This is a genomic window from Glycomyces harbinensis (genome assembly GCF_900101745.1).
Taxonomy (GTDB): domain Bacteria; phylum Actinomycetota; class Actinomycetes; order Mycobacteriales; family Micromonosporaceae; genus Glycomyces; species Glycomyces harbinensis.
This window is the reverse complement of sequence record NZ_FNAD01000003.1, coordinates 452,718-465,078: the sequence shown is the minus strand read 5'-3', so window position 1 is coordinate 465,078 and position 12,361 is coordinate 452,718. Positions and strand designations below refer to the sequence as shown.

The window sequence follows — 12,361 nt, the reverse complement described above, 5'->3', positions numbered from 1 at the left end:
CGCCGGCCTTGACGAGCTTCCACTGCTGGTTGACGCCGCCGGTGGGCGTGTACTGGGAGACCCTGGCGCCCTTGACGGTCGACCACTCCCAGAGGTCGAGGGCCTTGCCGGTGGCGCGGTTGACGAACGTGGCGTAGCCGCCGCTCTCGGTGACGCGCCACTGCTGGTTCGTGGAGTTCGCGTCGCCCCACTGCTGGACCAGCGCGCCGTCGGCGGTGCTGCCGGAGGCGACGTCGACGACCTTATTGGAGTGCCGGGCCTGAATACGGTAGTAGCCGTCGCCTGAGTCGAGGAAGCGGAACTGCTGGTCGGTGGAGCCGTTCGCGTTCCATTGGACGAGTTCGGCGCCGTTGGCGGTCGAGGCGGCCCGGATGCCGAGCACCAGGCCCGAGTGGCGGGACTCGATGTTGTACCAGGTGCCGACCTCGACGGCCTGGGCCTTCGCGCCGTTCCAGACGCTCAGGGAGCCGGCCGCGAGCGCCCCGATCGCGACCACGGCGATCGCGAGGAGCAGGCGTCGGGACCTGGTGAGGGTCGGCCGTCTTCGGACGGCTGCGGATGCTGACATGTTCGCTCCTTCGGAGGGATGGATCACGATGGTTCGGCGCCCTGGACATCGATGCTCGTGATATTTAATTTCTTCAATTTACATAACCTGCGTGCGGTTTCGCAAGACCCCCGTCCGCGCACCGCCCGACGTGCCGCGACAGCGGCGGCGAACGCCCGGTGAACAAGTTGCACTGAGTGCATCGAGTGGGTAGGGTGGCCCCGTGCCGCCGACTCCGCCGACCACCGACCGCCGCTCGCTCCTGCGGGAGCGCCACCACCGCGCGATCATCGACGCGGCCGCGGCGCTCATGCGGGAGACCGAGGGCACCGACTTCACCGTCGAGGAGCTGGCCGAGCGGGCGAACGTCTCGCGGCGCACCGTCTTCAACCACTTCGCCACGCTCGACGACCTCCACATCGCGGTGTGCGGCGAACTGCTCGGCGGCCTGTTCGAGCAGGTCGCGCTCGGCTCCGGCTCGGTCGAGGGCGCCTCGATCCTGGACGAGGTCGCCGAGACCCTCCGCGACGTCGAGCTCGTCGAGCCGATGGCGTACCTGACGCGGGTCTTCGGCGGGGTCCAGGACCCGCCGCCCCCGCGCTCGGCCGTGATGCTCCTGCGCGCGTTCACCGAATTGAGCGCACTGCTGGCCCGCCAGATCACCGAGCGCCACCCCGAGGCCGACGAACTCCACGTGCACCTGCTGGTCGGCTCGATCGCCAGCGGCCTCATCGTTATCCACCGACACTGGTACGACGCCACCGGAGCCGTCGTCGACGAGCACTCCCACCGCGTGTGGCGGGAGCTTCTGGACCGCCTGCTCGACAAGGTGCGACACGGCCACGCCGCCGTGTAGCGCCGCCGCTTCACTTTCCGTCCACAACACCCGAAGGACTGCCATGGCCGAACTGCTGTTCCGGATAGGGCGCCTCGCCGCCCGGCGCGCGAAGACGGTGATCGCGGCGTGGGTGCTCGTGCTCGCCGCCGCGGGCGCCGCCTACGCGCTCTGGGGCGGGACGCTCACCACCGCCATCACCATCCCCGACATCCCGACCGCCGAGGTGACCGACCGCCTCGCCGAGGAGTTCCCCGAGGCCGCGGGCGGCTCGGGCACCATCGTCTTCCAGGCCGAGGACGGCGCCTTCAGCGCCGAGCAGCAGGAGGCGATCGGCAAGGCGCTCACCGAGGTCGCGGACGTCGAAGGCGTCGAGGGCGTCATGGACCCGTTCACGACCGAGGCCGAGCGCTCGACGCAGGCCGAGGCGATGACCTCGGGGCTGTCCCAGATCGAGGCCGGGCTGGACGAGCTCGACGCCGGCCAGGCGGAGCTCGACGCGGCCCGCCAGGGGGCCGAGGCGGCCGGCGCGGACGGGGAGGCGCTGGCCGAGCTCGACGCGCAGCAGGCCGCGCTCGACCAGGGGCGCGCCGAGCTCGAGGCGCAGCGGACCCAGCTGGAGCAGGGCGCGGCCCTGATGGCGACGGCCGCGGAGATCCGCACGGTCTCGGAGGACGGGACGGCGGCGATCGCCTCGGTGCAGTTCTCCGAGGAGTCGATGTCCCTTTCGGACGAGACCAAGGCGGGCTTGACGGGCGTGTTCGAGGACGATCCGATCGAGGGCGTCCAGGTCGACTACTCGACCGAGATCGCCGGGGGCGTCCCGGAGGTCTTCGGCGTCGGCGAGGCCATCGGCCTGGTCGTGGCAGCGGTGGTTCTGATCGTCATGCTGGGCACGCTGATCGGTGCGGGGCTGCCGATCCTCAACGCGCTCGTGGGCGTCGGGGTCGGCGCGATGGCGGCCATGTCGCTGTCGGGCGTGGTCGAGATGACCTCGGTGACGCCGATCCTCGGCATCATGCTGGGTCTGGCCGTGGGCATCGACTACTCGCTGTTCATCATCAACCGGCACCGGCGCCAGTTGAAGGACGGCTACGACCTGGAGGAGTCGATCCCGCTCGCGAACGGCACCTCGGGCAACGCGGTGGTGTTCGCGGGGGCGACCGTGGTGATCGCGCTGCTGGCGCTCAACGTCACCGGCGTGCCGTTCCTCGGCCTCATGGGCACCGTCGGGGCGATGTGCATCGTCGTCGCGGTCCTGGTGGCCGTGACGCTCACGCCAGCGCTGCTCGGCCTCGTGGGGAAGCGGGTGCTGGGCCGCAAGGACCGGGCCGCGGTCGCGGGCGACGGGCCGGTGAAGAAGCCCAAGGCGCCGCGCCAGTTCACGGTGCTCGGCGCGATCGGGATCGTGGTCGCGAGCGTGGTCGGGCTCCTGATCCTGGCGATCCCGGCCCTGGACCTGCGGCTCAACCTGCCCGACGGGTCGACCGAGGCGCACGACTCGACGCAGTACCAGGCGTACGAGGCCGTGTCGGAGTCGTTCGGGGCGGGCGTCAACGGCCCGCTGCTGGTGGTCGCGGACCTGCCGCCCTCGGCGGACGAGGCGGAGCTGACCGCGCACCAGATCGCGGTGGCCCAGGCCCTGTTCGAGCAGGACGACGTGGTCGCGGTGGCCCCGATCGGGGCCAATGAGGACGGTTCGGTGGCCGCGTTCCAGGTGGTGCCGGAGGACGGCCCCACCAGTGAGTCCACTGAGGAACTGGTGCACTCGCTGCGGGACCTCTCGCCGATCGACGGCGTCTACGACATCGGGGTCGCGGGCTCGGCCAGCGGCAACATCGACGTCTCCGACAAGCTCGCCGACGCGCTGCCGCTGTACCTCGTGGTGGTCGTGGGCCTGTCGCTGATCATCCTGGTCCTGGTGTTCCGGTCGATCTACGTGCCGGTCATCGCGACCCTCGGGTTCATCCTGTCGTACTTCGCCGCGCTCGGCGGCGTGGTCGCGATCTACCAGTGGGGCTGGCTCGCAGGCGTGTTCGGCGTGGAGAGCCCCGGCCCGATCCTGAACTTCCTGCCGACCCTGCTGGTGGGCATCCTGTTCGGGCTCGCGATGGACTACATGCTGTTCCTGGGCTCGGGGATGCGGGAGGCGTACGCGCACGGCGCGCCCGCGCGGCTCGCGGTCGTGCAGGGCCTCCAGGCCGGGCGCGCGGTGGTCACCGCCGCGGCGATCATCATGATCGCCGTGTTCGGCGGCTTCATGTTCTCCCACAGCGCGATGATCCGGCCGATCGGCTTCGCGATGGCCTTCGGCGTCCTGGTCGACGCGTTCGTGGTGCGGATGCTGCTCATCCCGGCGCTCATGCACCTCGCGGGCGACAAGGCCTGGTGGCTGCCGAAGTGGCTCGACCGCATCCTGCCCGACGTGGACGTGGAGGGCGCTTCGCTGGAGCGCCGCCACCCCCACGTGGAGCACGGGGCCGAACCGGTCGCGGCCGACAAGGGTTAAACGGCACGGGCCGAGGCCGCCGACCGTTCGGTCGGCGGCCTCAGTGCTGCCCGAAGTGCCCGCCGGGGGCTCGATCGTGTTCTCGCCCAACGTCATTCAGCACGCACGGGAAAGGGGCGGGTCCGGCGTCGCCGCCGGTCCCGCCCCGAATCCCGCTATGCGTAGGGGTCTTCCTCTTCGTCCTCGGGACCGCCGCCCCAGACGTCCTCGTCCTCGGCGATCCAGAACTGGCGCTCGGACTCGCCGTCCTCGTCCCTGCGTCCGCCGGGGGCGCCGCCGCCGATCATGCCGCCGGCGCCGTGGGCTCCTCCGGCCAGGCCGCCCTTGGCTCCGGCCGCGCCCGCGCCTCCCGCTCCGGCTCCCGCGCCGCCGACGCCACCGCCGCGACCGCCACCGGATCCGGCGCCGCCGGCACCCGAGCCGCCGCCGCTCATGCCGCCGAGGCTGCCGCCCTTGCCCGACGATCCGGGCGGACCGCCGAGGCCGCCGCCCTTGATCGAGCCGGTGCCGCCGCCACCGCCGCCTCCGGGGAAGCTGGGCGTGCGTCCGCCGATCTTGCGCGGCCCGGTGTCACCGCTGGTGCCGCCGAGCTTGCGCGGGCCGGTGTTCAGGCCGGTGGTGCCGCCGACGCGGCGCGGCGTGGTCCCGCCGCCGCCGAGACCGCCGCCGGGCACGTAGCCCGAGGGCGGGTTGCCGCCGCCGAGACCGCCGTTGCTGAGGCCGCCGGTGCTGATGTTCCCCGGCACCGATCCACCGCCGCCGCCGAGACCGCCGCCGCCGGCGAGGCCGCCGGTCACGTCGTCGGGGTCGGCGCCCGCGTTCCAGGGGTTGTCGTCGAGCGAGCTGAGATCGCTCCCGGGGTAGTTCCCGCCGGGCGGCGTCCCGTTGAGCCCGCCGCCGGAGTAGTCGCCCCCGGGCGGCAGTTCGCTGCCGTTCGGAGCGGTCAGGCTGCCGTTGACGTTGTCGGGGTCCGGCATGTTCGAGCCGAACGCGTTGTCCCCGTTGAGGCCGTCGAGGTTCCCGCCGGAGTTCGCGAACGCCGGCGTCTGGCTGTTCGGGCCGCCGTTCGGGCCGCCGTTCAGACCGTTCGCGTTGAGGCCCGACGTGTCGGGGCCGCCGGTGACCGGCCTGAGATCCTGGGGCGTCTGGAGGCTGTCGATGCCGCCGGCCTCGTCGATGTCGGGCATACCGCCGCCGTCGCCGCCGTCGAGGCCGCCGCTGTCGAACTTGGGGGTGTCGCCGTTGTCGAAGGTCGTGCCCTCGCCCTTGCGGACGTCGGGCGTGATCTCCTGGACGTGCGCCTCGGCGTTGGCGTGGCGCTCGGTCACTTCCTCGTTGACGCGGGCGGACTCCTCCTCGAGCTGCTCGGAGCCCTGCGCGCCCAAGGTGACCAGGCGCCGGTCGGCGAACTCGTCGGCCTTCTTCGTCGCCAGGGCCTCGCCCTTGACGCCGCCCTCCTCGTAATCGGGGTTGGCGTTGACGTACTCGAGCCACCGGTTGTACGTGGTCTCGCGGCCCTCCTGCACCTCGTCCATGATGGTGGGGTCGAAGCCGGCCAGCTCGACGGCCTTCTTGATCTCGTCGTTCTTGTGGATCTCGCAGTTCTTGAAGAACGGCGGCCGGATGTGGATCTGGTGCGATCCGCAGCTGGTGCCCTGCATGTAGAACTTCGGTGCCGGGTAAGGGCAGGACGTGCCGCCCTGCTGTTCGTAGATCTCCAGCTGCTTGTCGTCGATCAGCTTGACGACGCCGTCGTCGCCGTTCTCCCCCGCGATGTCGCCGGCGATCGTCCTGCAGTTCTTCAGGACCGTCTCGGTCTGCTCCTCGAAGGCGTCGAAGTCCTCGCCCTTCCAGAAGCCCGACAGCGTCGAGAGCCCCTGCTCGAGCTTCGGGGCGATGGTGAGGAAGTCCTCGCGGAAGTCGATCCACTCGTCCCGGATCGTGTCGAGCGCGTAGTCGGCCTCGGGCTGGGGCCGGATCGAGGCGACCATGCTCTGGATGGTCTGGCCCTCCGGCAGCAGCATGGTGCCCTCGCGCGAGGCCTTCAGGCTGGTGATCTGGTTCGCCTGCGGCACGGCGGACATGAGCTTGACCCAGGCGGGCTCGGCGGGGTCCTCGGTGCTGTTGGTGCACGCGTCGTGGCTGCACTGCGGGCTGACGCGCAGGTCGTTGACGGCGGTGGTGTAGTCGGCGCTGGACTGGCCCTCGGCGAGCTCGCCGTACTCCTTGCGTTCGAACTTCGGGTCTTCTTCGGACATCGGCTGCTACTCGCTCTCGGCAGGAGGGAGGTTGTCTGACTGGCGCGTGCGCGGGCGGGCGCCGCGGACGGGCGCGTCAAAGCTCGGATTCATACCGGTCCATCTCGTCCTCGCCGGCCTTGTCGGCCTCCTCGGCCAGTTCGGCGGAGTCGTTGAGGGTCTTGATCATGCCGTTCAGCGCGCCGCGGAGGTCCTGCAGGTTGTCCCAGGTCGTCTGGTGGAACGCGGCGTAGCTCTCGTGGGCGGCCTTGGAGGCGTCCATCTGCCCGAAGGCGGGCGCGCGGCCGAGGCTCTGGCCCTTCTCCAGCCTGGGGATGATCGTTTCGAGGTGGTCCAACTGCTCGCGGATGAGCGTCCGGTACTCCTCGAGTGCTTCGGGATCGATTACTCGTTCAGCCATGGAATCGCCTTATGTGAATATTACGAGGTATATACGACGATGAGCCGTTTGACACGATCGAGGCTAACAGATGTCGAGCCTTGTTCGCGTCCCCGCGCCAGTAGCACCGCTGGCAGGTGAGCGCTCTCTGACGACCGCGACCATGGGTTCGCCATGGCGGACAGGGTCTCGGAGCGGAGATGGGGGCAATGATAAACACTCTGTTCTGAATCCGGGCATCCGGCACCTCTCGGACGCCCGTCGCGCGACCGGTCGGCCGCCCGGGCCCGGCAGGGCGCTGAACTGGGGCGATGTAGCGCGCGCTAGCCACTTCCGTCCGCGCAGTGCGCGACCGCCACGGCCGCGACACGCCCGCGACGGGCGACCGTGCCGATTTCGTTACCAGAACTTCATCTCCGGCGGCGCCGCAATCGATTGCGCCGACGCCGCCGAACCCCGGCGCCCCAGGTGAAGAAGTCAAGGCGATTCCACTCTGGTCACTTGCGGACCGGAAGTTCCGGAGGCGGCGGCTCACGCCGCCACCGCGGGGGACTCCACCGTGGCGGCGGCGAGGAGCGCCGCGAGCAGACCGGGGAACCGCGCCTCCATCTCCTCGGCGCGCAGCGCGTTCCGCTTCACGGTACCGACGTAGTACTGCCGGATCAGGCCCGCCTCGCGCAGCACGTTGCAGTGGTGCGTCAACGTCGAGGCGGCGACCGGGACGTCGAAGCCGCCGCAGCTGATGTGGCCCTCGGACCGGGCGAGCTGCGAGACCAGCGCGAGCCGCACCGGGTCGGCCAGCGCCTCCAGGACCTGCCGGAGGGCGACCGCGTCGAGGTCGGGGTGGTGGACGCTGCGGGGCGCGGTGCGCGGGCGGGTCACGCGGGCTCCTCTCGTCCGGGACGGTTCCATGGTACGACGGCGGTCGAAGCTCCGGCACCTGCCGGCGATGGGCGCCGGACCGCCCGGGTCAGCGCATCATCGCCTCGACCAGGTTGTCCTGCAGCCAGGTCAGCCAGAAGTAGACGCTCGCGGTGGCTTTGCGGGGGTCGTCGTCGGGAAGGCGCAGGAGCGCGCGGTCGTCGCCTTCGGCGCCGATGCCGAGGCGTGAGGCGAAGGCGAGGCGGAGGTCGTTGAGGGTGCCGAGCCAGTGGCGGCACTGGTCGGCGTCGAGGCGCACGTCGGCGCCGCGGCGGCCGAGGTCGCCGGCGGCGTCGAGGGAGGCGATCAGGGCGAGGGCGTCGGTGCGCTTGCGGGCGCGCAGGTCGTTCTCGGTGAAGCGGCGGAACTCGGCGGAGGCGTTGCGCGCCTCGTCGTCCTCGTCGCCGTAGGCGTCGGGGAAGAGCCGCTTGAGCGCGGGGTCGTCGGGGGCGTCGCTGGGCCCGTGGTGGAGGGCGGCGGCGAGGGGGTCGTCGCCGGCGGGTCCGTCCGCGGGGCCGAGGAGTTCGAGGAGCTGTTCGGCGCAGTCGCGCAGGAGGTCGATCTCGAACGCCTCGAGGATGATCGAGGCGCCGCCGCCGGTCCGGCGCTTGAAGTGGCGGGCCATCAGCGGTCCTGGCTCAGGGTGGCCCAGAGGCCGTAGCCGTGCATGGCCTGCACGTCGCGCTCCATCTCCTCGCGGGTGCCGTTCGAGACGACCGCGCGGCCCTTGTTGTGGACGTCGAGCATCAGCTGCTCGGCCCTGGCCTCGGTGAACCCGAAGTAGCTGCGGAAGACGTAGGACACGTAGCTCATGAGGTTGACCGGGTCGTTGTGCACGATGGTGACCCAGGGCCGGTCGGGTTCGGCGGTCTCGGCGGGGGTGGCGGCGGGGGCCGCGCGCCGGGTCGGGGCCGGGGCGGCCGCGGCGGCGCGCGGCGGGAGCGTGGTGACTGATGACGGATGGACGGGCACGGCGTCAATGCTGCCATCGGGGCGTGTGGGGTCTCCGGAGGCCCTCTGGTCCGGAGACCCGCGGCCTCGTCCGGAGGCCCCGCGCGGTCACGCCGCCGGTTCGGCGATCTGGCGGCAGGTGACGGCGGCGGCCGCGGACCAGGCCTGCGGTCGGCACGCGGCGGGGTAGGGGACGGGCCGGGCGCGTTCGTCGGTGCCGTAGCCGGCGTGCAGTTCGGGCATCCGGAAGCCGAAGCCCTCCGCGGCGTTCAGGAGGTTGTCGACCACTGTGGAGGCTTCGCGGTGGTTGCCGCTGCGGGCCATGCCGTGGGCGATGATCGCGGTGTCGTGGGCCCAGGCCGAGCCGCCGTGGTAGCTGAGCGGCCAGTATCCGGCGGCGCCGGTGGACATGGTGCGCACGCCGTATCCGGAGGCCATCGAGGGGCCGACGAGGAGCGCGGAGACGCGCGCCTCGGCGTCGGGGTCGAGGATGCCGGTGCCGAGGAGGTGGCCGATGTTGCTGGTGAGGGTGTCGACGGCGCGGCCGTCGCGGTCGAGGGCGATGGCCGGGTAGTCGCCTTCGGGGGTGGCGACCCAGAAGCGCTCGTTGAAGCGGTCGCGCAGGCGCGCGGCCCAGTCGCGCCATTCGTCGGCGCCGGGTTCGCCGAGGGCGTCGAGGAGGTCGGCGGCGCCGACGGCGGCCTCGTGGGCGTAGCCCTGGGCCTCGCACAGGGCGATGGGGCCGTCGGCGAGGCGCCCGTCGCGCCATTGGATCGAGTCGCCGGAGTCCTTCCAGCCCTGGTTGGACAGGCCTTTGCCGGTGCGGTCGAAGTAGGAGAGGAAGCCGTCGCCGGTGGCGGCGCCCGCGATCCAGCGCAGGGCGGCGCGCAGGTTCGGGACGAGTTCGGCGACGTCGGCGATGGACATTCCGGCGCGCCAGGCGTCGACGAGGAGGCAGACCCACAGGGCGGTCGCGTCCACGGTGCCGTAGTACAGGGGCGGCAGCGCCCAGGCGCCGCTTTGGACGGGCAGCGCGCCGGCGCGCAGTTCGTGCGGGATCTTGCCGGGTTCCTCCTCGGTCTCGGCGTCGTCGCGGACGCCTTGCAGGCGGGCGAGGACGCGCAGCGTGGAGGCGGCGATCGACACGTCGACGGGGATGAGCATCCTTGCGGCCCAGATCGAGTCGCGTCCGAAGAGGGTGAGGAACCAGGGCGCCCCGGCGGCGAGGAAGGCGTCTTCGGGGTGGTCGGGGAGCGCGAGGCGGAGCGCGTCGAGGTCGCCGAGGGCGGTGTCGAGCCAGCGGGCCAGTCGCGGTTCGAGTCCGGCGGTGCGCACGTGCCAGTGCGCGGGTGCGGACGGGGAGCGGACGACCAGGTCGCGGTCGTGCATCGCGATCGTCCAGGTGAGGGTCGCGCTGTGGTGCGGCGGGACGTCGAGGCGCCATTCGAGTCGAGGCCCTTCGGTGCCGATGGTCCACTCCCCCGCGTCGGACTCGACCGTGAACGAGGCGGACTCGGTGGTGACGGCGATGGCGCGGCCTTGGGCGACGGCCTTCCAGTCGGCGTCGGCGCCGATGCCGGCCTTGACGTCCTGGAGCGGGCGGAAGTCCGGTTCGACCCGCAGCCGCAGGGTCGCGCGGACGGCGTGGCCGGCGGCCGAGGCGAGGGTGATCGTCTCGCGCATGGTCCCGTCCCCGACTTCGCGTTCGCGGGTGAGGTCGACGTGCGGGTCGGCCGAGGCGTCGTCGACGCCGCGCACCAGCGCGTCGAACACGGCGGTGCGGGGGCCGTGTTCTGCGGCGCCGATCGCTTCGGGCGCTTCGCCGTCGACCTCGATGCGCAGGCCGCGGGCGAACCGGCGGTCGCCGTGGAACAGGCCGTCGATCGCGGCGGTCATCTCGCCGCCGGGGCGCGACCACGCCTGGGTGGGCGCGTGGAGGACCACGACGGCGTCGTGCAGGAGTGGCTGGCGTCCGGGGTTCATCCCTTGACAGCTCCTTCGCTCTTGTTGACGATGTGCTTCTGGAAGACGAAGAACAGGATCGCGACCGGGATCGTCATGATCGCGGCGGCGGCGAGTTTGACGGGGTACTGGGTGCCCTGGCTCAGCTGGCCCGACGAGAGGGAGGCGACGCCCTTGGTGAGGGTGGTCAGTTCGGGCGACTGGGTCGCGACGATGAAGTGGCTCAGCTCGTTCCACGAGCCTTGGAACGAGAGGATGACGATGGTGACGAGGGCGGGCCGGGCCATCGGGAGCACGACGGACCAGTAGGTGCGGAAGGGCCCGGCGCCGTCGATGCGCGCCTGCTCCTCGATCGAGACGGGGATCGACTCGAAGAAGTTCTTCATGATGAACACGCCCGCGGCGTCGACCAGGAGCGGGACGATCATGCCCGCGTACGAGTCGTACAGGCCGAGTTGGTTGAGCACCAGGAACTTCGGGATGAGCAGCACCACGGAGGGCACGGCCATGACGGCGACGATCAGCGCGAAGACCAGGCTCCGGCCGCGGAACCGCAGCCGGGCGAGGGCGTACCCGGCGAGGGACGCGAAGAAGACCCGGCCGAGGGTCGCCGCGACGGTCACGACCGCGGAGTTGGCGAACCACAGCGGGAAGTCGCTGTGGGCGAACAGGCGGTCGTAGGCGGCGAACGTGAACGTCTGCGGGATGAGGGCGACGGTGTTCGCGGCCGCTTCGGCGTCGGGTTTGAACGACGTGGCGACCTGGACCAGGAACGGGAAGATGTAGACCAGGGCGAGCGCGCCGAGCACCGCGTACAGGCAGGCCTGGGCGAGCGGCCGGGTGCGGCGGCGCTGGGGCCCTGCGGGTTTGGCGATGGCGGTCACGGGGCGCCTCCGTTCGCGGTCTTGCGGAATCGTCGCTCGCCGTCGCGTTCGCGCAGGGCCCAGCGCTGGAACAGGGTGAAGGCGACGATGACGGCGAACAGGATGAAGGAGATGGCCGCGCCCTGGCCCCACCGCTGGTCGCGGAACGCGGCCTCGTAGGACAGGTACGCGGGGGTGAGGGTGGTCTTGCCCGGTGCGCCTTGGGTTCCGGTGTAGATCTGGTCGAACACCTGCCAGCAGCCGATGAGGCCGAGGGTGAGGACGGTGAACAGGGTCGGGCGCAGCTGTGGGAGCGTCAGGCGCCAGAACCGCTGCCAGGCGGAGGCGCCGTCCATCAGGCCCGCCTCGTCGATCTCGGGGCCGATGTTCTGCAGCGCGGCGATGAACAGCAGCATGAAGGTGCCGCTGGTGGTGAAGACGGCCATGAGGATGAAGGCGCTCATGGCGACCGAGGGGCCGGAGAGCCAGTCCCACCAGGTCACGCCGAGCGCGTCCGAGCCGGTGAGCGCGGCCGGGCCCGAGTCGACGCCGATCGAGGACAGCGCCACGTGGACGATGCCGCGCGGGTCGTTGAACCAGTTGGGGCCGCTCAGGCCGACCCAGGACAGGACCTGGTTCACCGCGCCCGAGGAGGAGAACAGGAACATCCACAGCACGGTGATCGCGACCGAGCTGGTGACCGACGGGAAGTAGAACGCGGTGCGGAAGAAGCCGCGCCCGCGCAGCACGGCCCGGTTGACCAGGACCGCGAGGAACAGCGACAGTCCCGTCTGGAGCGGCACGACCAGCAGCACGTACCAGGCGTTGTTGCGCATCGCCAGGCCGAAGTCGCGTTCGGGCAGGCCGCCCCCGGAGGTGATCTCGGCGTAGTTGTCGAGGCCGACGAAGCCGACGCCGGGCGCGAGCGGACTCCCGCGCCCGGTCCAGTCGGAGAAGCTCACCCACAGCGCCATGAGCACCGGCACGAGCAGGAAGAGCCCGAGGATCACGATGACCGGGAGCGTGAACAGCCAGCCGGCGGTCCCCTCGCCGCGCCGGGCCCGGCGGGCCGGGCCCGTTCGCGCTGGGCCGCTTGAGGACCCGGTGCGGCGCGGCGTCTGCGGAGCGAGGGTCAT

11 protein-coding genes are annotated in these 12,361 nt (G+C 71.5%); 2 read left to right on the top strand and 9 right to left on the bottom strand.

Annotated features, from left to right (window positions below):
• Positions 1 to 568 (bottom strand): RICIN domain-containing protein (locus tag BLQ63_RS08265; RefSeq protein WP_143014808.1); only part of this gene is annotated, 568 nt, incomplete at its 3' end.
• 202 nt (positions 569 to 770) lie between these two features.
• Here BLQ63_RS08265 and BLQ63_RS08260 point away from each other — a divergent pair.
• Positions 771 to 1,403: a TetR/AcrR family transcriptional regulator gene (locus BLQ63_RS08260; protein ID WP_218125142.1), complete on the top strand. Its 633-nt coding sequence runs from the start codon at positions 771 to 773 to the stop codon at positions 1,401 to 1,403.
• Positions 1,404 to 1,446: 43 nt separating this feature from the next.
• Positions 1,447 to 3,891 (top strand): MMPL family transporter, encoded by a 2,445-nt coding sequence (locus BLQ63_RS08255; RefSeq protein WP_091031483.1) that lies wholly within the window; start codon positions 1,447 to 1,449, stop codon positions 3,889 to 3,891.
• Between the two features lie 155 nt (positions 3,892 to 4,046).
• Here the strand turns inward: BLQ63_RS08255 and BLQ63_RS08250 are convergent, their stop codons facing one another.
• The 8 genes from BLQ63_RS08250 to BLQ63_RS08215 all read right to left on the bottom strand — a co-directional run bounded on the left by BLQ63_RS08250 (position 4,047) and on the right by BLQ63_RS08215 (position 12,361).
• Positions 4,047 to 6,149, bottom strand: coding sequence for a hypothetical protein (locus tag BLQ63_RS08250; protein ID WP_091031479.1), 2,103 nt, complete (start codon positions 6,147 to 6,149; stop codon positions 4,047 to 4,049).
• A 76-nt stretch (positions 6,150 to 6,225) separates the two neighbouring features.
• Complete coding sequence (locus BLQ63_RS08245; RefSeq protein ID WP_091031477.1) at positions 6,226 to 6,549, bottom strand: hypothetical protein; 324 nt, start codon at positions 6,547 to 6,549, stop codon at positions 6,226 to 6,228.
• A gap of 510 nt (positions 6,550 to 7,059) precedes the next feature.
• Entirely contained in the window at positions 7,060 to 7,410 is a 351-nt protein-coding gene (locus BLQ63_RS08240) for an ArsR/SmtB family transcription factor (RefSeq protein WP_218125141.1), read from the bottom strand.
• Between the two features lie 88 nt (positions 7,411 to 7,498).
• Positions 7,499 to 8,074 carry a DUF2017 domain-containing protein gene (locus tag BLQ63_RS08235; RefSeq protein ID WP_091031470.1) on the bottom strand — a complete coding sequence of 192 codons (576 nt, stop codon included), beginning with the start codon at positions 8,072 to 8,074 and terminating at the stop codon, positions 7,499 to 7,501.
• Positions 8,074 to 8,421 carry an ATP-dependent Clp protease adapter ClpS gene (gene clpS, locus BLQ63_RS08230; protein ID WP_091031467.1) on the bottom strand — a complete coding sequence of 116 codons (348 nt, stop codon included), beginning with the start codon at positions 8,419 to 8,421 and terminating at the stop codon, positions 8,074 to 8,076. Before clpS ends, BLQ63_RS08235 begins: the two co-directional genes overlap by 1 nt.
• Positions 8,422 to 8,508: 87 nt before the next feature.
• A complete protein-coding gene (locus BLQ63_RS08225; RefSeq protein WP_091031463.1) occupies positions 8,509 to 10,383 on the bottom strand; it encodes a glycogen debranching N-terminal domain-containing protein in 1,875 nt (624 codons plus the stop codon).
• On the bottom strand, positions 10,380 to 11,246 hold the full coding sequence (locus BLQ63_RS08220; RefSeq protein WP_218125140.1) for a carbohydrate ABC transporter permease: 867 nt from the start codon (positions 11,244 to 11,246) through the stop codon (positions 10,380 to 10,382). Before BLQ63_RS08220 ends, BLQ63_RS08225 begins: the two co-directional genes overlap by 4 nt.
• Positions 11,243 to 12,361, bottom strand: a complete 1,119-nt coding sequence (locus BLQ63_RS08215) for a carbohydrate ABC transporter permease (RefSeq protein WP_091031460.1) — start codon at positions 12,359 to 12,361, stop codon at positions 11,243 to 11,245. The genes BLQ63_RS08220 and BLQ63_RS08215 overlap by 4 nt, the downstream gene beginning before the upstream one ends.